A 22,998-nucleotide genomic window follows, 5' to 3' on the forward strand; every position below is an offset into this window, starting at 1 on the left:
AACCACTCTAATTAGAGTGGTTTTTTAATGGAGTAATTTATGGGATGGAAGGGCAAAAAACCTACTGAGTTCGCTGTGCAACTCGTCAGCGATTCAGAAACGCATGTGCGTAAAATGGCAATGGAAACGGTTCAGAGCTTGATGATGGGTAGTCCCGTTATGGATGGGGCTTACCGTGCTTCACATGTAGTCTCTGTGAATAGTCCTGACTATGGCGTAAGAGAAGCGTCCAGTAGTGCACCAAAAGGCGGTATAGATCCTAATGCACAAAATGATGCAGTTCAAAAATTATTGAGCTTCAAGTTGGGAAATCTGGTCTATATCCAGAACAATCTACCTTATGCAGAACGTCTGGAAAACGACTGGTCAGATCAGGCACCACAGGGCATCTATAGCACCACATTTAACTTTATCTCTCAAAAGTATGGTGGCTAATATGGCAATGACATTGGAACAAGCAAGACAAGCCATTATTGCTCGCATGCAGGGCTTCTCTGGCATTGATCAAATGCGACCTAATGCGCCAAGCTTTAAAGCGCCCGAAAATGGTCTTTGGTGTCGTTTAATGATTGCGGGTGGATCAAGCTTTATTTCGGGTATCGCTGACAAGCCTTGTACACGGCGAACTGGCAATATTATGATTCAATGCTTCGATCGACTGCATACTGGAGAGAAAGCGATTACCGAGCTCAGTGATGCATTACTGAATCATTTCGAGTATTTCAATATTGATCATCTGGAGTGTCTACAGGGACAATCGATTAATGCTGGTAAGGATAGCGATTTCATCCAATACAATATTTCGATTAGATACAAAATAAATTAATATAATTCTTTTACTTTTATTGGTTTAAATATGAGTTTGGAATGTATTAAGATAATTCTATCTGTAATTTCTACGATTCTTTTGCCTCTTTTTTTGTGGTGGCTGAATAGGAATAATGCTAACAGCAGTAAACCTAAGTTTCATTCAGATATAGACTTGGATATTGCAGCTTCGAAAGAGTTTGATGAAATAAAAAAAGATACATCTTTATCAAGACTAACTAAAGATAGATTTTCAAAAAAGTTGTTTAATAATGCAAATATTAATTTTGATGAATCTTTATTTTTTATTAGCTTTAAAGATGCTGATAGGTTTGTTAGTAACTATCTAATTTATAAGCATAGAATCCTATTGAAGTATGATTCAATGGGAAGAGTTAGTCGTTTAGAGCCTAAGGCTCCAAAAAGGCAGAGATTATATTTTTTCATTTCTTATATCTTTTTTGTTAGCTTGGCAGTTACTCCTTTTATTTTTTTTGGAGATTACAAAGATTATATATTGAAATATTATCATGCTCAAAACTTCGTGATAGCGGTTGAGTTTATTGTTTCTCCTTTTCTATTTTTTATGATTGGCATATTTAGTTTGATTGAGGGTGGTAAACAAAGTAGCGTTATACGTTTTATTAAAAGTGTAGAAAATGAAGCGATTAAAATAGATGATACTGATGAAGATCATGTTAGTCCTATTTAATTTAAGTCAAAATTACCTTTAAGAAGAGCTGTCTCTTGAGACAGTTTTTTCTAATCTACTACCACCTCATCGGTGGTTTTTTTATGTCTATAGGAATCACTTATGAGCAATTTTGTTTTTAAGCGCGGTGACACCTTTAACCTGAATCTGCAGCTTGTCGATATGGACGAAAGTCTGCAATTTCCACCTAATGATGTGCGCCGTGCAATTAACCTGACTGGTTATGCATTTACTTCACAAGTAAAAGCTTTGAGTGACGGTGCTGCCGTTGCAACTTTAACTTGTGCCGCCTTAAATCAGACCAATCAGAAAGGTTGGCTGAACGTGAAGTCAGGTACCAGCACAGCAGCATGGCCATTGGGACTGGTCCAGATGGATCTTAAAGCTGTAGTTAGTGGCGTGACTCAACATTCTGAAACTTTGACGTTTCAGGTAATTGATGGAGTGACAGCATAATGGCCAATCTTGTTTTTAAGTTTAATTGGGAGCATCGACCATATCCTTATAATGCAGCACAAGGTAAACAGCAGTTTATGTTGCCATTTGCCTCTGGTATTCCGAATCTGACGCCTGACTGGACTCAAGTACAAGGAGCGGGAAATGCAGCAACCCGATCAGTTGGGTTAGAGGTGGGTAATGTAGTCGAGGTTGGAGCTTTGGGGCTTTTCATTACTACACCTACGTTGCCTGGTGGTAGTAATACACTTGATGTTACGGAAGGCGAAGCCAAAAGCGGGGCTACTTATAGTAAAGGAGGCTTAGCTACTGTGGCTTATGGAGCTGCAATGAGTGTTCGTCAGGGCAATCGATTAAGTAGATTGTATTTCGGATTTAATCAGTCAAAGTTATTTCACGTTATCACTAATGATGTAACAGCTACCCCACAGGTTCACAGTGTTTCTGAGTTAAGAACCACTGCAAATACAACGACAGATGTAAATGGTTTTATTAAAGAAACCTCTCCGATCGTTAAGCTCTTTGCTAATGCAATTGAACTAAATGATGAAGCAAAGGAACAGCCAATCACATTTGAACGATTAGGGACTGGTGACTATCTGCTTAAAGGATCTTTAGGGTTTGCACAGGAAGGCTGGTATATCGAAATTCCAAAAGATGCCAATGGTAATACAGTTGTTGCTGTACTCTATGAAACACTTGAGAACGGCGATATCTCAATTAAAACTTACAAACGCAAGTTCGATTTTGAAATTGCTGCTGTTGTAGCTGATCTGGACAATCCTCTCGATATTCCTGCTGGCCGCTGGATCGATATCCGCTTACATGAAGAGCCAATCTCGGAAGAGCAGTTACTCAATGAAATGGATGATGCCATTTCTGAAACGCCTGTCGAGTTTCAGCCAACTAATCTGGCTCAGGCAGTGGCAGCAGCTATGGACGGTATAGATCCTCCAGAGATTAATGAACAACAATCTTAACAACCCGCTTAATCAGCGGGTTTTTTAATGCCTAAATTTTGGAGAGCAATAAATGAGTTCAGGCGCAAAAATCAGGTTATATGCTTGTGAAGAGGCAGTGCTCGGTACCACTCCAGCAAATCCGGTCTGGTACACCGTTCGCCGTGTAACCGATGGATTATCAGAAAACGTATCTACCGAACAAAGCAATGAAGTGGTGGATTCACGTTTCCGTCAGGGTGCTTCGGTAACTGAAGCAGAAGTCACTGGCCAGCTGGAATTTGAATTATCACTTGGGACCTTTGACTTATTCCTGAGTGTGCTGGCCTTTAATAACTGGGCTGCCAATTCGTTAAGCTTTGGCGGTGGTATCCGTAAATCCCTGACCTTGGTTAAGGTTTTTGAGGATATTGGCCAGGTCTTTATCTATCGCGGTGTGCAGGTCAATACTGGAGAAATTGCGATTCAGACTACAGGAAAGATCACAGGTAACTTTGGTCTGGTGGGTAGTTCCTTTACCCATCAGCAAGTGAATCCAGTGACCAATCCAGTACCCGCTTCAAGCCGTCCAGTGGTCAGTATGCCAAACGTTGAAAAGTTACTGATCAACGGTCAGTCGATTCAGGGTAAAGCTTGTCTACAGACACTCACTATTAACTTTAATAACAACCTCGAAGCAATCCGTTGTATTGGATCTGGTAAATACACGCCAGAGTTCTACTTAGAGAAAATGATGGATATCGGTGTAAACGGTAATTTCATGTTCTCGGCGACATCTGCTGCATGGATTGATGCAATCAAAACCCGTGATGTGTTCACTTTAGGGTTCGATATTACGGATAACAAAGGCAGCAAGTACTCTCTGAACTTCCCGCAGCTGGAAGTCATGGAAGCCAATCATCCAGACGGCGGTGGTGATGACATCATCACGGTAGACATCAACTTTGCCCAAGTGCGTACCAGCCCAACCATTGTACGTGCGTTGTTGTAATAAGCGCGTACACAAGTATTCATCTAATTAAAACCAAGCCTGTGCAGTGTCATGGGCTTTTTTTATTGCTTAAATTATAGAGGTCGTTATGGCGTTAAAAGTCGGTATTGTACAAAGTTCAGAGGTATCTAAATGGTGCCAGTTCAAAAATGCTGAAGGAGAGGTTCAGGCCGAATTCAAGATCCGTGGCATTGCCTATAAACCTTTTCAGGTTGCGATCGAACGTGCTGGGAATCAGATCACGTCCAAAGGCTATGACGTTATGGCCATAGATCCAGCTGACAAGCTTTATCATGAGTTATTAATGGATGCCTGTGCTGCGCATCTGATTGAAGACTGGAAGGGTGTATTCTTCGCTGAGGTGGTCAACGGTAAAACGGTTGAGACTGATATGCCTTATACAGCTGAGAATGCTTCCAAGTTATTTAACCTTGGTGACATCGGTGTGGCCATCTGGTTATTCATTAAAACGGAAGCTCAGAAGATTCAGGAAAATGCCGATAAGGATAAGGCCGTTATCCTGGGAAAGTCATTGAGCTCTACAAGTACCAAAAAAACTATGCGTCGAAAACGCCGCATGAAATCGAACAAATCAAGTTCTTAGGTGGACATATTCCTGAGCCACCAGAATCATCCTATGCAGCTGAATCAATTCTACTTGCCTTCAGCACGATTTGCAGATCCAGACGATATGAGCAGGGTATGCCACTCTCAATAGACCAGCAGGCCATCAATGTTTATGTTGAACATAATGATGTGCCTGTTGGTTCACATATCTTTAATGATTGCATCTTTGCTTTGGACGATCTTTTTCTGGAAGAAGCCTATAAAAAGGTGAAGGCCAAAAGTGACAGTGGTCGGGCTAAATGATGCTTTTATCGTGATTTGAATCACTATTTTCGCTAAAATATGTGATAATTCACGTAAGTTTTAAGGGGTTGAAAAATATGGATATTGTTAAATTCTTAAAAAGCTTTAATACGATTGGGTTCTATCTAACTCTAGCCTGTATTTTGCTGGTAGTTCTTATTTTGTATTTTTATTTTATCAATCCTCTTTGATTGCATGCCACCTTCGGGTGGTTTTTTAGTACTTATATTTCAATGTAAGAAAACTTTAGCTACATTCCTATCATCATTGAAACAATTGAATTACAACGGAATTAACAAGAGTTACAGTTGATTTGATATAAAAATTATAAATAAAAAGGATTGATAATCATGCTAATCAAAATAGATTCTGAAAACTTTATTAATCCAGCACATATTGTTGCTGTCTCTACGTTTACATCACCTGACGGAATGGTAAGAATTACGATTGATACTGTGCCTTCTGCAAGTGGCCATGGTTCTTACCAGGTAATCACGATGAATGAAGAAGAGGCTACACGATTTATAAAGCAATTATCAGAGAATTAGAGTATTCCGCTCAAGATTATTTAATATGGATGAACCCGCTGTGTGCGGGTTTTTTAGTCGTAGAAATTTATAGTTTTTCACTAAAAAGTAAAATAAACTAATTGAAAATAAGGGGGAATAAATGAAAAGAATACTTTTATTTGCAATGCTGTTGGGTTTAACGGGGTGTGGTGATAGTAATCAAAGCGACGCAGCTCAATTTAATGTGCAGGTAAATACATTACAGAAAGCAGAAGCAACTCCAGCTTTAGCAAATTACAGATTGGCAACTTCTCCACAGACGATGAGAGCTGTAGCTCCATTACAGGGCTGGAATGTTACCAAATCAACAGTAATGGGTGCTTCTACATTAATTGATGCCGCAAAAGATACAAAGATTTCTGCTGCTTTAATAACACCAAATGCTAAGCAGGTAGCAGAAGTGTTAAGAGGTGGAGCAGCAGGCATTGCTTTGACTATTGCTGTAGACCAATTGCTTGGTGCTGTTGATTGGGTAATGGATCCTGCGAACAATCAGATTAGGTATAAACCTAAACCAAAAGTTGGAGAGCCTCCTGAAGGCAAGTATTTATGGAAAGTGGCAACTAATGAATATGCTCAAACATATGCATATTCAGCTTCTGAATCATGCAAAAAATGGGCATCGATTATAGGACAGTTTTATTATGATAAACCAGCACATTTTGTACGTGTAGAAGATATTAAAGAAGCCCCAAATTATTCTGATGCATATGGTTATTGCATAACTTATCCAGAAGGTTATCGCAAAGAGCATAAAGTCTATATTACAGGCACTCTGGTAGATATAAATGCACCCAAAGAAAAAACGCTTCCACTTGAAGCTGTAGCAGAACAAGTTATCTCTAATGCCGATGCAGGAAGTTTAGATGCTCAGGTAGCAACTAATTTAGCAGCTCAGAATATTCTTAATGATGTAGCTCAAGCAGAATTGGTTGTTCAGGAGTTGGAGAATAATGCCTCAGAAAAATGTGATCAAAATACAAATCCAAGCTGTAAAAAAGAGTGTGATCCACCAGCAGGCGTGAAGTTCAATAAAGTAACTCATTTTGAGAGACATGGTAGAGATCCAGATATAAATGTTGGTTCTCATGGGTGTATGGCTAAAACTGGTAGCCCTGTTCATTGGCACTATGATGTTAATCATCAACTTCCAGATGGCCGCTGTTTCTTGAAAGGACATAATTTTGGTGGATGTGGAGTAGCGCCATGATTAATAAATTTGATTCCTTATTTAGACTACACGATGCTAGACTTTATGGTTTCTTATTAGATTCTGATCCAAAGAACTTTTCTTTAAATGTACTTCTTTATGCTCATCTTTTTTCTGATTTTGAATCAGATAAATATTCGCTAGAAAAAGCATTAGTAGTCTTTGAAAATGCTTCAATTGAAAAGTTTAGTATTACAAATGATTTGAGTAGTGGACAGTTTTATATTACTGAATGTATTGCATACGACTTAGGAAGTGATAAGTTTAAGTTCATTTTTAAATTTAATGACTCCACAATAGAACTGATTTTGATCGCTGAGAATATGAAATTGATTACATCTGGCGTAGTTGAAGAAAAAGAAGATCAACTTTTAACTACTAATTGGGTGAATCTTTTTAATTAGTTGGAAAAGCCTTTCGGGGCTTTTTATTATCGAAAGAGCTAACCTTTAAAGTTTTCCATCTCGCCAAAACACTTTTCCTAAAATATTAAAATCTAAAGCAATTAAATATGGTTAAGTAGAGTTTAAACAGCTTTATTTTGTCTTAAAATTTATTCAAATAAACCCGCGAAAGCGGGTTTTTTATTGCCTAAAGGAAAGTAACCATGACACAAGAATCCCGCTTAGTCATCGTAATTGACTCCCAAAATGCTGAACGCAATGCCAGAGCTTTGGCTGATGAAATGTCTAGAATTACTGAGCGTGGCGATTCAGCATCACAATCTACAAAAGATATGGGCAAGCAGTTTTCTGTAATCAATAACATTGTCCAGAACTTTAATACCACGGTAAATAATGCCAACTCATCCGTGCAAAAGACGGTTGAAGTCACCAAGCAGGCGACTCAGCAGAATCAAAAGTTTACACAAGAAATTAAAAATACATCGCAGGAACTAGATAAGCAGGAAAAGTCGATTCACTCCTATGGGACATCGATTAAAGCCTTGGCTGGTTTTATGGTGGGGCTGGTTACTGTAAATGAGGCAATTGCCAGAGCTGATGGTGCAACTCAGATGGCTGCACGTATTCGTAATGCAACAGAAAGTGCTGCTGAGTTTGATCTTGTTCAGGGGCGTTTATATGCATCTACAAAAAGTACTTACCGTGCCTTAGGAGAGGCTCAGGAGGTCTATTTAGGCTTGGCTGGTGGAATGAAAGCCTTAGGTTACGCCACGAACGATACCTTGGACATTTCTGACTCACTTTCCTTTTCATTTACGGCAAATGCGGCACGTGCGGATCAGGCGCAATCTGCAATCGATGCATTTTCTAAATCTATGGCCAAAGGCAAGATTGATGCTGATGCATGGATCTCGATTGTTACCGCTGCCGATAACATTATTGCAGACATGGCTAAAACCACAGGCAAGACTGAGGTTCAAATTCGAGAGCTGGGTGCGACTGGTAAAATCTCTTTAGAAGATCTGATTAAGACATTAAAAGCCACCAGAGACTCAAATCAAGAATTAGCGGATGCTATGGAGAATAGTCTGGCAGATGGTGTGACCACATTGTCAAACGCCGTGACAAAGTTACTTGGTGAAATCAATCAGAGTACGGGTGCAACCAATACTGCAGCAGCAGGCTTGGGACTGCTAGCCGATAATATTGATTTAGTGATGAATGCTGCTATGGCTGGTGGTCTTGCTTATTTAACCAAGAGAATTATTGCTAAAACTGTTGCCACAGATACGGGGATTATCTCAACGATCCGTAGTCGCCAGGCATCTATTGTCAATGCTCAGGCTGAGGTTACAGAAGCAACAGCAACGCTTAATGCGGCAAAAGCGCATCTTGCCAATGTTCAGGCGACTAATGCTGAAGCTCAGGCTAAATATGGAGCTACTGCAGCTGCAGCACGATATGCTCAGGCACAAGCTGCTGTAACTGCGGCTACGAATGCTCAAACAGGAGCAGGCGGTCGCATCAGCTTTAATTGCCATTCAAAACTATGCCGTGGGTAATGTCAAAGTTACCGATATTTCAAATAAGGCTCGACTTGGTACCATTTCATATACTGAAGCGATAGAGCAACTTAAGAGTCAGAGAATCCCTTCAGATCTCAGGGATGCCTTGCTCAAACAAGTAAGCGCCTATGATGTGGTCGCTGAAACTGCCAACAAGACCAAAAAAACATACAGTTTATTTGGGATAGAGGTAACACTTGCAGGTAATAAAGCTGAAAATGCGATCGTTGGTCTTGATAAAAATACCAAGTCGTTAACTGAAAATGAAAAGGCTGCTTTGGCTGCAAAAGATGCTCAAAAGAAATATGCAGATTCATTATTTGATCGTGATTTTGATGCCCAATTATCACAAAGATTACTTGTCAAGAACTACACTCCAGCTCAAGTAAAGGCATTGTTAGAACTGGCAAACTGGGCGCGAAAAAATGGTGTGCAGATTACCACTGAGATGTATCAGGCAGCGTTGAGATTTCAAGCTATTGAGGAGAAAAATACCGAGGTTATTGAGGCCAAAAATAAAGCACTCAAGGAAACGACAGACGAATTATCTAAGCAACAGAAGATTCTCTCTGTAAATGCCAAGGTTCAGGCCAATGCCGCAAAGTTTGGTTTCTCTAATATCGAATCTAAATACAGTCTGCCAGCGGGAACACTATCTGCGATTCACATGATCGAATCCAGAGGGAATGCCAAAGCATATAACAAAGACACTGGTGCAACAGGTGGTTTCCAGTTCTTATCTGGTACGGCTAAGCAATACGGTGTTAAAGATCGAACTGATCTGGCCCAATCTGCTGAAGGTGCGGGTAAGTATATGTCTTACCTACTCAAACTGTTTAAAGGCGATTTGGAAAAGGCTGTACGTGCTTACCATGCTGGTGAGGGCAACGTTCAGAAAGGTAAAGGTATTGGTAAATATAACAATCAATACTGGAAAGACTTTCAGGGCTATATGGCAGGCATCAATGGATATTCAGCTGGTGATATTTCATCAAAAGATTTTTCTAAGATGCTTCAAGATGGCACGAAAATAGCCGAAGAGCAGGCACGTTTAAGGGTTCAGCTTGAGAATGAAGTTGCTGATCAGCAAACCAGGATTCGAAATGATCTGGCTCAAAAATTAGAGGAGGTTGATAAAGCCAATTTTAGTCCTGAACGTAAAGCGGAGATTGTTGCTGAACTTAAAGCTCGGGCTGATATTGATATTGCAATCGCTCAACAGGCTTTACGAACCAAACTGGATGATTACAAGGAGTTCCAAAAAACTGAAGCTGAGTTGCTTGATGAAAGCTTTACCCGTAAAAAGTTCAATGCTGCCCATGATATTGAACTCAGCAAGGCTGAACAGAAACAGGCGGTTGAATTGCTGGAGCAACAATATCAGCAAGAGCTGGGGTTGATGCAACTGGCACAAGAACAGCGCTTGTTCCAGGCTAAATTAGCCTTATTGTCTGAAACCGAAGCTATGCAGGAACGGTATCGATTAGAACGGGAGGAAATTTTAAAGAATATCAAACTTACTGTAGAAGAGCGCCAAAAACAGATTACGTTCTCCAAAGCCAATCAGGAAAAGGAGATGCGTGACAAGATTACAGGCGCTGTTCAGAACTGGAGCGGTATTCAGGCCGACATGAATGGCTATGGAGATTTCTATAGACAGGATCAGGATCGTTTTAGCCGCCTTGGCACATCTCAGGATCTGTTTGATAGCAAGTCAGCAGCGGTTGATTACAACGAGCAGAATGGTATTGAGGATATCAATTCCAAACTACAAGCTGGTCTTTTATCACAGCAAGATTTTGAGGATCAGAAAACAGCGATCATGCAGGCGGCTCTTGAGCAACGAAATATCATCTACGATGAGTATTCCCAGAATGCTCAGGCGATTGAAGACAAGTACCAACAAGATAGATTGAATGCTCAAACTGCTCTCGGTGGGCAAATGATTGGTTCAGTAACATCGATGTTCGGCTCAATGTTCGGAGAACAATCCAAAGCCTACAAGATCATGTTTGCTGCTGATAAGGCCTATGCAATTGCAGCAGCGGGTATCGCGATTCAGCAAAACATTGCACAGGCTGCCAAGGTTGGTTTCCCTCAAAACCTTCCATTAATTGCAGGTGCGATTGCTCAAGGTGCAAGCATTATCAGCAATATTCGTGCAATCAAGGACCAAGGCTTTGCTGAGGGTGCTTATACCGGTAAAGGCGGTAAATACGAGGTTGCCGGATCTGTCCATAAAGGCGAGATCGTATGGTCACAGGATGATATTAAACGTTGGGGCGGTGTCAATTTAGTTGAGAGTATGCGTAAGAGTTCGAACCCTGATGCATTCCTCAATAACAATGCCTCAGCTGACAATATGATGCGCCGTGCAATGATGAGCTCTAACGCCTTTATGGAAAGCCAGAAGAAATCAAACATTTTCAATCAATCACGAGATGATCAGATTATCTATAAAGCTAACCAAGCTATAGAGTCTTCAAAAATCTCTACCGGTTCGGATCTGTACCACGATGGCAAAGTGTATTTCTCGCCAAATGGTCTGGTTCAGGATCGGTCTAATCTTGAGGATGTTTATGACTTCACTCTGGGCAGATCTGCACGGCCACAGGCTGAGGCTTTGGCTTCAGTTCAACCAACTGCACCTACGATCAACTTTAAAATTGAAGTGGTGAACCAGATGAAAGGTGTAGCGGTCGAAGCAGAGCAACTGGATGAAAATACTGTTCGATTGATTGTAAAAGATGAATTGGATAGGACGCTTCCACGCGAGGTACCGAAAATTGTGAGTGATCAAATCAAGGAACCTAACTCGCCGATCAGTCGAGCCATTTCGACCAACACGACTGCACGGCGTAATCGCTAATCAGTAAAAGCCACCTTTCGGGGTGGTTTTTATTTTTGAAAATATATATCCTTATGTAAAATAATGGGAAAATCAGAACATAATGAAAAAAATATATTTCTTTTTAGGAGGGCTACTGACTCTTACAGGTTGTAGTTCAATCTCAAATAATAGTGTAGTAAACCAGACAACTCCTATGACAGATACTCTGGATCAGTATTTATTCCAAGAAAAAGTAATTGATGCAAAATATCGCTTTAATCCATTAAAGGACTATCAGACAGATCCTATCTATCTGAAAGCAATCAATAATTACTATGGTTCATTGCCAAAAAAGATTTCCGAAGGATATTTGTTTGAGTCCGTTGATTTTGGTCGTAATCATTTTTTTATAAGGCATGAGATTGATAGTAAACGATATAAAGGTAAATTGACTGTTGATAGTAGATCGTTGCTGAAACAAGCTTTATTGGACGAACAGTGCAAGGGATTTTTTGCTCATAGTGTTGCAATTAAGAAGAATGGAGGCATGGAAATTACACAAACTTTTAATTTTGTTAATGAAAATATGAGAATAGTTGTCGATATGAATACTCTTGAATGCCAAAATTAAGGTATGTTCTTTTAGCTAATTTTAAAAATAAATTTAGGACTCATTTAGTATGAATATAAAAAAATTTTCGATCATTTTTGGGTTTTTCGGGACTTTTTTAGCGGGTAATGTTTACTGTTTAGAACCAGTCGTTGGAAATGGTGAGTCAAGTAAGAGCCTTAAGTCCACTGATGAGAGTTCATGGTTGGAAAGAAATCATAGCGGAAATGAAGCTCATCCATTAGCTAAATTAAGGTCAGCAGATATACAAGTAGTGAGGTGGGAAAAAAAGCCTAATGTCATTTTTACACAAGCCGAATTAGAGGGAAAGAATAGAACATTATTATTGAATGTTGAGGCTGATAAAGAGGGGATCATTACTAAAGTTAATGTAAAACAAAGTACTGGATTGCCAAAACTAGATGAAAAAGCGATAGCAGCAGTCAAGATCGCTAAGTTAAAACCTTATGAGTTTAATGGAATCTATTATTCGTTTAAGGTAACTTTACCGTTCCAGTTTTTTCTTGATGATGATGTGAATTAATCTTTTACTAAAATTTATGTGAAGCGCCTATAGGCGCTTTTTTATTACCTGAAGGAAAGTTATGTACAAGTTAAAACTTAATCCTCAAACGAGCGGCTACGCAGTGACACCAGGTGATGATGTGAAACGCCAGCAATTCGATGGTGGACGTGGCCGCTACTACATCGATGTAAAGCGTAATAGCCACATAGTCGATGTGAACTGGAGCTTAAATAAAACCGACTTTAATAAGATGATGGCCTTCTGGCGGGTTTATCAAAGCCAACCTGCATCCTTCCATGCGGATCTGGTGATCGATCAGGGTACACGTCAGCAATATCTGTGTAACTTTATGCCAGGTACTTTCAAAACAATTGAGGTCAACGGCAACCTGTACCGGGTAAATGCGCAGCTTGAGGTTGTACAGAATCAGAAGGACTTGGCTGCTGATCAGGCGCTTATCAATGATTGGGTGGTGTGATGGATCAGGAATATGCAAAGTTCTTTCTCAATCGTACGGTCGATATTTATCAGCTGGAGTGTATCGAGCTGACACATCCATCATTCATCAATACCTATCGGGTGGTCCGTAATGATGATCAAGGCGTTTATGTCCGGCACAAGGAGAATGACAGCCAGCTGTTCTATGAATACCTGCCTGCCGAGATCCAGCGATCAGGCATGTTGGGTGATCTGGACCAATCCTTAACGATTTCAATATCAGGCTTGGGCGATGTGCTGCCGGATGAGTTTGAGCGGGTGATGGAAGGACAGTATCCAGATATTAAGCCAACAGTAAATTACCGGCTTTATAGCTCAGATAATCTCAATACACCGATGTACTTCCTGCTTGACCTGCAACTCTCAGGCGTGGCCATGGACCACAAGGCAGTCACTTTCAAAGCTGAGTCACCGCGACTGAATACCGCCAAAACTGGCGACATCTTTTCGCTGGATCGCTTCACCGGTCTCAAGGGGGCATTATGAAAGGTCATGATCATTTACTTGATCGGCAATACGATCAGGAACGTTATAACTGTGTCCACTTTGCCCATGAAGCAGCATTGGATCTGTACGGCATAGATCGTGGTGAAGCACTGGAACTGTTTATGCAACCTAAGGGGGAAATCACTTTTTTACCCTCACGATTGAAATTGCTTAATCCGCTGCCCATGCCCAAGGAGGGCTGCATAGTCGCTTTCCACCCCAGACTCAGAAACAAGCCCCCGCATGTGGGGCTTTTTCGTGGGGGTAAGGTTTTGCACCTGATGGAAAGCGGTGTGTCTTATTTATCTGAACAAGTCATAATGGCAATGGGGTTTAATCGGGTCAGTTACTATGATTAAGATTATTTATAAACAGGATCCTTTATCTGAAAAGAAGGTGGTAGAACGCGCTTCAACCTTAGGGCAATGGCTCACAGCAAAATATGAGTATATGCCTGAGCACCTGCGTATCTTTCACAATCCGAGTGATATGGAGCATGCTGAAATTTCGATGGCCAATGAGGTCACACCGAAAAATGCCCATGACTTGAAGCAGCTCGATTTTCTTCCTGGCACATTCATTGTGATTGAGAATCCGAAAGGGATCCCCGCATTGGTTGCTGCAGTCGTTTCATTAGTCGTTGGCCTTGCCGTAGCACTACTGATGCCAACGCCGTCGATCGCACAGACCAACCAGAATAACAATCAATCTTCATCGGCTAACAACGAGCTTTCTAGCCGTGAAAACAAGATGCGGGTCAATGGCCGTGTTGTGGATCTGTTTGGTGCTGCAAACGATACACCTGATCTGATTGCAGTGCCTTATAAGGTGTATGAGAACAATGTCGAAGTTGAGCACATTGTCGGCTGTATTGGCCGTGGCCATTATCACATTAAAGGCGCATATGACGGTGAAACCAATATTGTTGATATTGCCGGTGCATCGATTGAGGTCTATAGCCCTGATGTCGATATTGTTACTGGCAATCCGTATTTCTTTTTAGGCAGTGAGATTACGACACTACCTTTATCTATACAGCAACAAAACTCGGTCAATGGCCAGATCCTGCGCTCTGCAGATACTCAGGTACTAGAAGGTAACAACCATCTAAGATTTGGTTATCCGAATGAGATTTTAAGATCTGCATCTAATCTTACGGATTTAACCACCAAGTTTGTCAGTAATGATCGGGTAGAAATCACCAATAGCGGTTTCTGGTTCAATAACCAGTTTTATCATCTGGATGGGGTCTACAGTGTTTTGTCTGTCGCAAATGACCGGATGACCTTATCCAATCCAGCCGCAGTCAATCCAGGCTGGTGGATCCTGAAAGAGCTGGAAACCCAGAAAACAGCTGAGCTATCACCACGACTTGCATCGATAGGCGAGAAATGGATCGGGCCTTTTGTTCTGGACAATGTTGAGCGTAACCGGGTGCTCTGTAACTTTGTTGCGACCAATGGACTCTACGCTATTTTCAACGGCAACATTCAAGGTGCATTGGATGTTGAGCTTGAAGTGGAAGTGACACCGATCAATGTTAATGGTGAGCCATTGGGTAATCCAATGTTCCAGCGCATTACCATGAAAGGATCTTCAAAGTCACGCCAGACAGTGGGTGTCACACTGGATATGACCACTTTTCAGGGGCGTTGCAGTGTCCGTGCACGTCGGGTGACTGGCGCAATCAATGCGCCTAGTGTCGTGGATGAGGTGAAGTGGCAAGCACTTTACGGAGCGTTTCCATTACAAAGCACGCGGTACCACAGTGAAACTGTTTTTCGTGCTCGAACCTATGCAACGACTGGAGCACTCTCGGTCAAGACCCGCAAGATCAACTTTGATCTGCAGCGGATGTTGCCTTTTTACCAGAATGGCGAAATGACCAAAGAAGTCTTTCCGACTTCAAGTTTTGCCGATGCACTGGTCTCAATGGCACTGGATGAAAAGATAGGTCGTCGTACTATTGATGAGCTGGATCTCGAAAATATCTATCGGACTTACTTTGAGATAGTGGATTACTTCGGTACACCGCTGGCTGCCGAGTTCTGTGCAACCATTGATGATACCAACCTGTCTTTTGAAGAACTGGTAACCAACGTTTGTGATGCAGTGGGTTGTACAGCATATCGCCAGAACAACAAACTCAAGCTGTATTTTGAGCGACCTACGGATAACTCTGTACTGTTGTTTAACTTCAGGAATATTTATCCAGAAACCTATCAACGGGATCTGAGTTTCGGTGTGATGGATGACTATGACGGCTTAATCTATGAATATACAGATCCTGCTGACGATAGCCGTATCAATATCTATCTGCCAGACAAGAGCGCCAAGAATCCTAAAGTGGTGAAATCGGTCGGTGTACGTAACAAGTGGCAAGCTCACTTTAATGCGTACCGGCTCTGGAACAAGATGCGTTTTCAACGTCGATCGATTACCTTTGATGCGGCATCTGAATCTGAACTACTTGTTTTGAGAGATCGTATTGCAGTAGCAGATTATCGTAATGGTGTTCACCGGAGCGGGGATGTGTTGCAGCAAGAAGGGCTGATCCTGACCTTGAGTCATGATATGGAATTCATTGTAGGCAAAAGCTATGTGATTTATCTGCAGATGAGTGATGGCAGTGTGGATCTGATTCCTGTGACTGCAGGCGCGGCTTCAAACAAAGTCGTGTTGGGACGTTTACCGAATAGTCCACTCAAGCTCAATCCAGAGGATTACATTAACACGACTTATATTGTGGTGAATGATGATACCAAGGGGTCATTGCCTTATCTGGTGGCCAAGAAGGAACCTGTAGGCAAGACGAGCAATAAAATCACCGCCATCAACTACGATGAACGCTATTACCAGAATGACAAGGACTTTACCGATACCCCGATTGACGACACGCCAATCTATATCCGTTACGACCAGTTGGATATCAATCTGGTACGGTTATATCAGATGCAGCGTGGCGAGTTGCCAGTCTCTGGAGTCATTAACTTTGTGGTTGAGCCTGGTGTACTGGTGTGCAGTTCAAGTGCTTTTCGACCGTACACAGAGCTTATTTATAAACATAGTCGGGATTTCGCTTCTATTAAATATGTGGTGCCAGAACTGCCAGAAATCTCTGCCATTGATACTGGAGAGTTTCCACCAGATCTGGTGGTAAACCTCACTATTAAAGGAGCAATTGTGGGGCGTGGTAGTGATGGTGGTATTGCTCATGCAGCTTTTTATGACGGGAATGACTATGAGAATGCATTCACGAAAACCCGACGTGACGGCAGTATCGGTGCACCAGGCTTATTGGTGCGTCACAGCAAAGTAAACCTGATCATCGATGGCGGTATTGTTGCGCGTGGCGGCTCAGGTGGTGGTGCCACGCCAAGTGGACGTAGTACACGATATAGCTATGCAATGCAGGGTACATGTGGTGGAGGTGGTGCACCTTTTGGTATGGCACTGAGCTTTGTCCCAACATCTAGTGAAGTACCGCAATTCAGAGGGTATTTTAATAATAACTACCAGACCAATAAGATTTCCGATGCCCAGAGAGATATTCCGGGCAGAGGTTATCAAAAGCTGGATAGTGATTATTCATCACCTTTATCTGGTAATGGTGGTGGTTGGGGCCAACGTGGTACTAAATCCATTAATACCGGTACATGGAACTGGAACTACCATGGAACACTTGAAGGTGAGCCAGGACCAGGTGGGCCAGCCATTACTGGTATCCCATTACAGACATTAGAAGTGATTAACGGAGGGCAAATCTTGCAAACGCTCTAACAGCTTTAATTCTTATTTAAGCACCCAAAAGGGTGCTTTTTTTCACAACTTTCTAGTGTTAAAAAATAAGAGAACCACCTTGTTTACATAAAGGTTCTCTTATTAAATAAAACTTATAAAGGTATAAAAATGGCTACAGTAAATGCTACAGATGTTATTGATGGTGATAAAAATCAGAAAGAAATTAATGATGGAATTCAAAACTTACAGGAGCTTATTGAAATTAATACTCCAAGGCAGGGGCAAAGGCTTTTTGTCAAAGGGTTGCAAGGAGGCTGGTTTGAATATAATAACACTAAGGCTAATGTAAATGATGGCGTGGTAACTTTTAACGGATGGGTAAGGGTTTCTCTAGAAATAGGTGTAAAACCAGAGTGGGCTGGTGCCAAAAGAAATGGTGTTGATGATGATGCCTTTGCAATAAGGAAAGTTATTGAGTATTGCAAAAACAATGTAGTAAAAAGAATATTGTTTACTAAAGGAGATAATCCTTATGTTGCTGGGTCTATTGATATTAATAACTCTGCATTTTCTATAAGTCAGTCAAATATATATTTAGATTTTGAAACACCTAATACTGAGATAAAAGCGACAATCCCTATGAGTTCAATTTTATATTTTAGTGATTCTGTCTATAGATTTAGAATTGAAAATGGTGTATTCAATTGTAATAATCTTGCAGATTATGGAATAAATACACTTAGTACTGTGTACACCCCACAATTAAAAATAAACTCATTAACTATAGAAAGGCCCTTAATCGACGGTGTATACATACAAACCTTTATTGCAGATATTACTATGCTGTCTGTAAATGGAGGACAGAGAGGTATAGTAATTAGGCCCACAGCGGGAAATATTACAACCTCAATTAATTTAAAATCTTGTTATATACGAAATCAAACAGTATGTAGTTACGATATTAGCATAGCTTGTTATTGCGCTTTAATTGCTTGTGCAACTGATCACACACCTCTAGCTTATAAAATTAATGCTCGTGGATGCAGTATGATTGCCTGTGGTGCTGAAGATGTAGAAAAGCTTGCTGAATTTACTTCATTTCGAGGTTTAAGTATTAACGGTTTTTATTCACAGCGATGCGGCTCTAAAGATCCAACAACTCCTACTTTGTATTTAATGGAGTTCGTAACGGGACGGGATGCAACTCTTAGCGGTTTTCATATAGATGGTGTGCGTTACTACACTTACAAGATAGGAATTACCTCGCCAAATTTTGGAACAGAAAACCTCCACATTACTGATGGTTCTGTGCGTCGTAGTGAGGCTTATTTTGTACCTAACTTTACTTATACGAGACCTATACGTTTTGCATTTGATGATTCAACTCAAAAAAATTTAATTGTAAATATCTCTAATATTGAGGAGCTTAGAAAATTTATTAGTACTTATTTAGATAATTATCACGTTAATCATAAGCTGACACTGCAACTTGCAGATGGCATATATAACTTTGACTTGGTTGTAAGTGTCATAAATACCATAACAGGAGGTGGGGAAGTGTGCATGCAAGGAAACCCTGCAAGTAATAATAAGGTGGTTTTACAAACTGATTTTAAACGTTTATTGATTAAAAATTGTAAGGCTACAATTCGATTAAAGGACTTAACAATTTCAGCTAGTAATTCTAATGGTTATAATGAGCGACTAAATGTGGATAATTCTCAAGCGGTTTACTTAGACAATGTACTTATTACTAAATCTGGTCAAAATGTTGGGGTAGGTGTCCGAGCAACAAATGGAAGTATAATTTACATTACAAATGGTACCATTGCAGATTCAACATCTTTCGTTAACGGTATATTTATTAAAGACAACACAAGCAAGTTTATTATGGATTCTTCTACATCTATCCCATTAACTTTAAACTGGTCATCTGGAATGCTGGTTGAGAACTCTAATCCTATAGCAAATATTGGGTGGGTGTTTAGCGGAAATACCTGGAAAACTTATGGAGCAATATCATAAGAAAAGGGCCTATTAATTGAGGTAAAATTTTACAAGCGCTTTAACAGCTTTAATTTTTATATAAGCACCCAATCGGGTGCTTTTTTATTGTCAAAAATTCTGGAGATAGACATGACAGAAAAGCAGGGGGCTGTTGAAGCTGCAGCAAATGCAGCCGCAACAGCAACCAAATTTACTTATACAACATACACAAGTGCAGGGGTGAGCGTAGTGTCTTGGTGGGCTTCAATTGACTGGATGGCGGTACTTGGTGTTGTAGTTGCCGTGGCAACATTCATTTTAAATCTCTATTACAAGCGTAAAGAGAACCAGCGTGCCGATGAAATCCACCAGTTGCGTAAGCAGCAATATGAACAAACGAAAGAACGGTTAAAAGGGGATTGTGATGACAAGTGAACAGACTCGGGCTTATTTGGCCTTTGCACTCGTTGGGCTGATGTTTGTATTGGTGATTGCCTTATTTTTTGTGGACATGCCACGAGAGAACAGCAACCTAATCAATACAGCACTGGGCTTTATTGCTGGAGCAATGACAACAGCCTGTGGCTTCTACTTCGGTAGTTCAGAACAGGAAAAGAAGAAAGAAAAAGATTTCTAGATTTGATAATCAATAAACAGCCGCCTTCGGGCGGTTTTTATCCATACAAGATTTTTTATTATTTTATAGGAGAATATTGACTTCATTTCACAGAAATAGAGTGTTAAAAAGAAAGAAGGTTATTTTATTCTACTTAAGAATAATTGATTATCAAAAATATAATTTAAATAGATTCTTAGATGAAAATAATCGAGCATAAATTTAAAAGTGTACTTGTTTATAAAAATTGAAGAGGTAAGATATGAGTTTAATTAATAATACAAATAACAATTATTGTGCTACACCAGAAGATTTTGGTGCTATAGGCGATGGTATACATGATGATCGTTCAGCTTGGCAAAGTCTTCTAAATACTAAACCTGTTAATATTAACTGCAATCCGAATGCAACTTATTACCTCAGTGGTGAAGTTTTTACTAAAAATAGTGTAAATATTTATGGTAATGGAGCTATTTTTCTAAGTTCTAATCCATTGAGTTCTAATAGCATGAGCTACAAAGACATCATAGGGACTTATAGTAAAGGTGATATGGTATTAAATCTTTCAAATACTACTGATGTTTCGGTTGGTACGCGTGCACTAATTTATTATGGTTGTGATAATAAAGATAGTTGGTATATTGCAAACCAGCGCAATCCAAATGAGTTAGGAATTACCTCTCAATTGGTTACAGTGGAAAGCATCAATGGTTCTCAAATTACAATTAATAAGGGTTTGGACCAGTCTCCTTACCAGGGATATGCATTTAGATTATATTTTATTAATGATGAACAGCCTGTAATTAATGATTTAAATTTTCATATACAAGGAAATTATTATGCAAATAAATATTCTTGCAATATGACCTTTAATCGCTGTTCTTTCTCATATGTTGGTTCGGAAGATAGATTAAGTGTTCGATTTCAAACTTGTTTCAATATGATCTGGAAAGAATGTACTTTTAATGAATTAACACAATTAGGTATAAACTATGGTTCGTCTAACTGTGTGGTAGAACAATGTACATTCTACGATGGATATCCACATGATGGATTACTTGTCACGTTTGCTGGTTGTGTTCATATCTTAAGCAAAAATAATAAATTTCTGCATAGAAACGGACCAGTATCAAATACTGTTTCAGGCGTATATTTTGGTGCTAAGAGCAGATATTGTGTTTCAGAAGATGATTATGTAGATGGAATTGGATTAGGTTTCCGAGCCATGTTCGGATGCTTATATACGACATTTTCCAGATTCATTTCGAAGCATACAGTTGCCACATATGCTGCAATCATTTCTTGTGCACAATATACGACAATTAAGAGTTGTAAGATTTACGGAACGATACGAACTTTAGATGTTGATCATTTATATATCGTTGATAATTATTTGTTATCTAATTACCGTGGGGTGGGAACACCACCATTGATGATTGATTTAAATCGGATTGACTCGACTGTAAGAGCCAATGATTATGCAATTATAGGTAATACTATTCAGGGAGAACTACGCTCTTGGGTATCGATCGACAATCTAATCGTGGAAAGAAATAAGGCGGAAATTTTTAATACCGTAACAAATGGATCCTGTGTAAATGTAAAAATCTCAGATAATACATTTGGTTGGTTACGTTTGTATGGTGTTCTTGGGGGTTCAATAACAGGTAATAATATTGATTACACCACTTTGGATGACTCTGCTTTGAGTAAACCAAGTGCTGTTGAATTTGCACAGCATAATTATTTAGATGATTTTTCAGGTAATCGGATCAAGCATCCAGCTTTAGGGATCTATCGAGGAAATACCTCTCCATTATGTGCAATTAATTTCAGCACAGGTAACAATGTTATTGCTCCAATAGATTGTAATCTTGGTGTTACTTCTGCTTCTTCACCAGCGAATGAAAGTGTTGCATCAAATTATATCAGCGCGGGTGGAAAGGCATGTCTAGATGGTTATGGTGCAAAACATCAGCGGTACTGGTTATGGTTAGGATCGGAATGGGTACTAGCAGATAATACTGGAATTATTGCAACTTATAATCTCTCCTTTAAGCCGAACGCTAATGGCATATTTTCCGCTTCACCAAGGACACTTAAACCGATTTCTATTGGTGATAGAGTGATTGTTAACTGTCCAATGTTAAATCCGTCAGAAGGAGAATACCTTGCTGAAGTTACAGCTCAAAATACACTGCAAATTTTTTATAAAGATTATACGGGAGCACCTAGTGTCGTGAACCATACGGTATACGTAACAGTTTCTAGATAAGTGACTGTAAGAAATCTTTGTTTAAAACTTTAATTAGCTTAAATCTAAAAAAAATTACCCATAACCGGCCTATTAAGGTGGGTTTTTTATTACCTATAGGAAAGTGAAATGAATAGAAAACCATTCTTTGATGAAGCACGTAAGTTGGCTGGTGGTAAATTAACACAGGCTCAAGTGGATGAATTAAGCAAAGTAGTTGATGGTCTAAATCCCTCAAAAGGAAAGACCACAAGTCAGGTGGGTATCAATCTGATTATCAGTTTTGAAGATTTGAAACTTGATGCCTATGATGATGGTGTTGGTGTCTGGACGATCGGCTACGGTACCACTGTATATCCAAATGGTGTGAGAGTTAAGCAAGGAGATAAGTGTACATTAGGCCAAGCCAAGGAATATTTTGCGCATGACTTAAACCGTTTTGAGAAAACAGTGAATCAAAGTGTGAAAGTTTCAATTAATCAAAATCAGTTTGATGCACTGGTCAGTCTCACTTACAACATCGGTGAGCAGGCATTTAAAGATTCAACTTTATTGGCCAAACTAAATAAGGGAGATATTAAAGGTGCAGCAAACCAGTTCCCACGTTGGAATAAGGGCGGTGGGCAGGTGCTAAAAGGATTAGTCCGTCGCCGTGCTGATGAGCGAGAGCTTTTCTTAAAAAAGTAATACATCACTGCAGGCGCTCAGTGATTTCATTAATCTTAAGCGCCAGCATTTTTATTTTTTTACCTAGTTGCACAGCACACACGATCAACAACAATATTCAGGTCGGTATATGTGTAAAAGCCCTCTGATGAGGGCTCTCTTCTTGAAAGTATTTAATTAATTTATTCGTTAATTAATCTAAGCAAATAATAATCATTATTAATTGTGATTGATAACGCTTA

General features: G+C 40.0%; 22 protein-coding genes and 1 pseudogene. All 23 read left to right on the top strand.

The window, feature by feature from the left end; genetic code table 11:
- Nucleotides 1-39: 39 nt before the first annotated feature.
- The 23 genes and pseudogenes from A9Z07_RS16880 (at nucleotide 40) to A9Z07_RS16985 (ending at nucleotide 22,777) form a co-directional block, all read left to right on the top strand.
- Nucleotides 40-435 (top strand): hypothetical protein, encoded by a 396-nt coding sequence (locus A9Z07_RS16880; RefSeq protein WP_069579930.1) that lies wholly within the window; start codon nucleotides 40-42, stop codon nucleotides 433-435.
- A gap of 1 nt (nucleotide 436) precedes the next feature.
- Nucleotides 437-826: a hypothetical protein gene (locus A9Z07_RS16885; RefSeq protein WP_069579931.1), complete on the top strand. Its 390-nt coding sequence runs from the start codon at nucleotides 437-439 to the stop codon at nucleotides 824-826.
- 30 nt (nucleotides 827-856) lie between these two features.
- A complete protein-coding gene (locus A9Z07_RS16890; protein ID WP_069579932.1) occupies nucleotides 857-1,519 on the top strand; it encodes a hypothetical protein in 663 nt (220 codons plus the stop codon).
- 102 nt (nucleotides 1,520-1,621) lie between these two features.
- Complete coding sequence (locus tag A9Z07_RS16895) at nucleotides 1,622-1,975, top strand: hypothetical protein (protein ID WP_009507412.1); 354 nt, start codon at nucleotides 1,622-1,624, stop codon at nucleotides 1,973-1,975.
- On the top strand, nucleotides 1,975-2,955 hold the full coding sequence (locus tag A9Z07_RS16900; protein WP_069579933.1) for a phage tail protein: 981 nt from the start codon (nucleotides 1,975-1,977) through the stop codon (nucleotides 2,953-2,955). The genes A9Z07_RS16895 and A9Z07_RS16900 overlap by 1 nt, the downstream gene beginning before the upstream one ends.
- A gap of 52 nt (nucleotides 2,956-3,007) precedes the next feature.
- Nucleotides 3,008-3,925 carry a phage tail tube protein gene (locus tag A9Z07_RS16905; protein WP_069579934.1) on the top strand — a complete coding sequence of 306 codons (918 nt, stop codon included), beginning with the start codon at nucleotides 3,008-3,010 and terminating at the stop codon, nucleotides 3,923-3,925.
- An 88-nt stretch (nucleotides 3,926-4,013) separates the two neighbouring features.
- The gene (locus tag A9Z07_RS16910) at nucleotides 4,014-4,529 is read left to right on the top strand and encodes a hypothetical protein (protein ID WP_069579935.1); all 516 of its coding nucleotides are present in this window, start codon (nucleotides 4,014-4,016) and stop codon (nucleotides 4,527-4,529) included.
- 98 nt (nucleotides 4,530-4,627) lie between these two features.
- Entirely contained in the window at nucleotides 4,628-4,795 is a 168-nt protein-coding gene (locus tag A9Z07_RS17935) for a hypothetical protein (protein WP_171259001.1), read from the top strand.
- 350 nt (nucleotides 4,796-5,145) lie between these two features.
- Nucleotides 5,146-5,343 (top strand): hypothetical protein, encoded by a 198-nt coding sequence (locus A9Z07_RS16915; RefSeq protein WP_062846832.1) that lies wholly within the window; start codon nucleotides 5,146-5,148, stop codon nucleotides 5,341-5,343.
- A 121-nt stretch (nucleotides 5,344-5,464) separates the two neighbouring features.
- Nucleotides 5,465-6,574, top strand: coding sequence for a hypothetical protein (locus A9Z07_RS16920; protein ID WP_069579936.1), 1,110 nt, complete (start codon nucleotides 5,465-5,467; stop codon nucleotides 6,572-6,574).
- Nucleotides 6,571-6,978 carry a hypothetical protein gene (locus A9Z07_RS16925; RefSeq protein WP_227516950.1) on the top strand — a complete coding sequence of 136 codons (408 nt, stop codon included), beginning with the start codon at nucleotides 6,571-6,573 and terminating at the stop codon, nucleotides 6,976-6,978. The genes A9Z07_RS16920 and A9Z07_RS16925 overlap by 4 nt, the downstream gene beginning before the upstream one ends.
- Before the next feature lie 203 nt (nucleotides 6,979-7,181).
- Nucleotides 7,182-11,412, top strand: a pseudogene (locus tag A9Z07_RS16930) (tape measure protein).
- 82 nt (nucleotides 11,413-11,494) lie between these two features.
- The gene (locus A9Z07_RS16935; RefSeq protein WP_069579937.1) at nucleotides 11,495-12,004 is read left to right on the top strand and encodes a membrane lipoprotein lipid attachment site-containing protein; all 510 of its coding nucleotides are present in this window, start codon (nucleotides 11,495-11,497) and stop codon (nucleotides 12,002-12,004) included.
- A 49-nt stretch (nucleotides 12,005-12,053) separates the two neighbouring features.
- Nucleotides 12,054-12,527, top strand: a complete 474-nt coding sequence (locus A9Z07_RS16940; RefSeq protein WP_069579938.1) for a TonB family protein — start codon at nucleotides 12,054-12,056, stop codon at nucleotides 12,525-12,527.
- 61 nt (nucleotides 12,528-12,588) lie between these two features.
- A complete protein-coding gene (locus tag A9Z07_RS16945; protein ID WP_069579939.1) occupies nucleotides 12,589-12,987 on the top strand; it encodes a hypothetical protein in 399 nt (132 codons plus the stop codon).
- On the top strand, nucleotides 12,987-13,493 hold the full coding sequence (locus tag A9Z07_RS16950) for a DUF1833 family protein (protein WP_069579940.1): 507 nt from the start codon (nucleotides 12,987-12,989) through the stop codon (nucleotides 13,491-13,493). The genes A9Z07_RS16945 and A9Z07_RS16950 overlap by 1 nt, the downstream gene beginning before the upstream one ends.
- Entirely contained in the window at nucleotides 13,490-13,852 is a 363-nt protein-coding gene (locus A9Z07_RS16955) for a hypothetical protein (RefSeq protein WP_069579941.1), read from the top strand. The genes A9Z07_RS16950 and A9Z07_RS16955 overlap by 4 nt, the downstream gene beginning before the upstream one ends.
- On the top strand, nucleotides 13,845-17,273 hold the full coding sequence (locus A9Z07_RS16960) for a host specificity factor TipJ family phage tail protein (protein WP_069579942.1): 3,429 nt from the start codon (nucleotides 13,845-13,847) through the stop codon (nucleotides 17,271-17,273). Before A9Z07_RS16955 ends, A9Z07_RS16960 begins: the two co-directional genes overlap by 8 nt.
- 129 nt (nucleotides 17,274-17,402) lie before the next feature.
- A complete protein-coding gene (locus A9Z07_RS16965; protein WP_069579943.1) occupies nucleotides 17,403-19,259 on the top strand; it encodes a hypothetical protein in 1,857 nt (618 codons plus the stop codon).
- Nucleotides 19,260-19,370: 111 nt separating this feature from the next.
- Nucleotides 19,371-19,655: a holin gene (locus A9Z07_RS16970; protein WP_069579944.1), complete on the top strand. Its 285-nt coding sequence runs from the start codon at nucleotides 19,371-19,373 to the stop codon at nucleotides 19,653-19,655.
- A complete protein-coding gene (locus A9Z07_RS16975) occupies nucleotides 19,645-19,857 on the top strand; it encodes a hypothetical protein (protein ID WP_047428646.1) in 213 nt (70 codons plus the stop codon). The genes A9Z07_RS16970 and A9Z07_RS16975 overlap by 11 nt, the downstream gene beginning before the upstream one ends.
- Before the next feature lie 241 nt (nucleotides 19,858-20,098).
- The gene (locus tag A9Z07_RS16980; protein WP_069579945.1) at nucleotides 20,099-22,111 is read left to right on the top strand and encodes a hypothetical protein; all 2,013 of its coding nucleotides are present in this window, start codon (nucleotides 20,099-20,101) and stop codon (nucleotides 22,109-22,111) included.
- A 108-nt stretch (nucleotides 22,112-22,219) separates the two neighbouring features.
- Entirely contained in the window at nucleotides 22,220-22,777 is a 558-nt protein-coding gene (locus tag A9Z07_RS16985) for a lysozyme (RefSeq protein ID WP_069579946.1), read from the top strand.
- Nucleotides 22,778-22,998 lie beyond the last annotated feature (221 nt).

The sequence above is a fragment of the Acinetobacter sp. YK3 genome, from assembly GCF_001729365.1.
In the GTDB taxonomy this organism is placed as follows: domain Bacteria; phylum Pseudomonadota; class Gammaproteobacteria; order Pseudomonadales; family Moraxellaceae; genus Acinetobacter; species Acinetobacter vivianii.

What these genes read in the sequence shown, in the direction of transcription:
- A9Z07_RS16985 (WP_069579946.1), top strand. Translation starts at nt 22,220, where the DNA reads ATGAATAGAAAACCATTCTTTGATGAAGCACGTAAGTTGGCTGGTGGT.
- A9Z07_RS16940 (WP_069579938.1), top strand. Translation starts at nt 12,054, where the DNA reads ATGAATATAAAAAAATTTTCGATCATTTTTGGGTTTTTCGGGACTTTT.
- A9Z07_RS16980 (WP_069579945.1), top strand. Translation starts at nt 20,099, where the DNA reads ATGAGTTTAATTAATAATACAAATAACAATTATTGTGCTACACCAGAA.
- A9Z07_RS16900 (WP_069579933.1), top strand. Translation starts at nt 1,975, where the DNA reads ATGGCCAATCTTGTTTTTAAGTTTAATTGGGAGCATCGACCATATCCT.
- A9Z07_RS16950 (WP_069579940.1), top strand. Translation starts at nt 12,987, where the DNA reads ATGGATCAGGAATATGCAAAGTTCTTTCTCAATCGTACGGTCGATATT.
- A9Z07_RS16915 (WP_062846832.1), top strand. Translation starts at nt 5,146, where the DNA reads ATGCTAATCAAAATAGATTCTGAAAACTTTATTAATCCAGCACATATT.
- A9Z07_RS16960 (WP_069579942.1), top strand. Translation starts at nt 13,845, where the DNA reads ATGATTAAGATTATTTATAAACAGGATCCTTTATCTGAAAAGAAGGTG.
- A9Z07_RS16895 (WP_009507412.1), top strand. Translation starts at nt 1,622, where the DNA reads ATGAGCAATTTTGTTTTTAAGCGCGGTGACACCTTTAACCTGAATCTG.
- A9Z07_RS16885 (WP_069579931.1), top strand. Translation starts at nt 437, where the DNA reads ATGGCAATGACATTGGAACAAGCAAGACAAGCCATTATTGCTCGCATG.
- A9Z07_RS16945 (WP_069579939.1), top strand. Translation starts at nt 12,589, where the DNA reads ATGTACAAGTTAAAACTTAATCCTCAAACGAGCGGCTACGCAGTGACA.
- A9Z07_RS16890 (WP_069579932.1), top strand. Translation starts at nt 857, where the DNA reads ATGAGTTTGGAATGTATTAAGATAATTCTATCTGTAATTTCTACGATT.
- A9Z07_RS16970 (WP_069579944.1), top strand. Translation starts at nt 19,371, where the DNA reads ATGACAGAAAAGCAGGGGGCTGTTGAAGCTGCAGCAAATGCAGCCGCA.
- A9Z07_RS16880 (WP_069579930.1), top strand. Translation starts at nt 40, where the DNA reads ATGGGATGGAAGGGCAAAAAACCTACTGAGTTCGCTGTGCAACTCGTC.
- A9Z07_RS16955 (WP_069579941.1), top strand. Translation starts at nt 13,490, where the DNA reads ATGAAAGGTCATGATCATTTACTTGATCGGCAATACGATCAGGAACGT.
- A9Z07_RS16905 (WP_069579934.1), top strand. Translation starts at nt 3,008, where the DNA reads ATGAGTTCAGGCGCAAAAATCAGGTTATATGCTTGTGAAGAGGCAGTG.
- A9Z07_RS16975 (WP_047428646.1), top strand. Translation starts at nt 19,645, where the DNA reads ATGACAAGTGAACAGACTCGGGCTTATTTGGCCTTTGCACTCGTTGGG.
- A9Z07_RS16965 (WP_069579943.1), top strand. Translation starts at nt 17,403, where the DNA reads ATGGCTACAGTAAATGCTACAGATGTTATTGATGGTGATAAAAATCAG.
- A9Z07_RS17935 (WP_171259001.1), top strand. Translation starts at nt 4,628, where the DNA reads ATGCCACTCTCAATAGACCAGCAGGCCATCAATGTTTATGTTGAACAT.
- A9Z07_RS16935 (WP_069579937.1), top strand. Translation starts at nt 11,495, where the DNA reads ATGAAAAAAATATATTTCTTTTTAGGAGGGCTACTGACTCTTACAGGT.
- A9Z07_RS16925 (WP_227516950.1), top strand. Translation starts at nt 6,571, where the DNA reads ATGATTAATAAATTTGATTCCTTATTTAGACTACACGATGCTAGACTT.
- A9Z07_RS16920 (WP_069579936.1), top strand. Translation starts at nt 5,465, where the DNA reads ATGAAAAGAATACTTTTATTTGCAATGCTGTTGGGTTTAACGGGGTGT.
- A9Z07_RS16910 (WP_069579935.1), top strand. Translation starts at nt 4,014, where the DNA reads ATGGCGTTAAAAGTCGGTATTGTACAAAGTTCAGAGGTATCTAAATGG.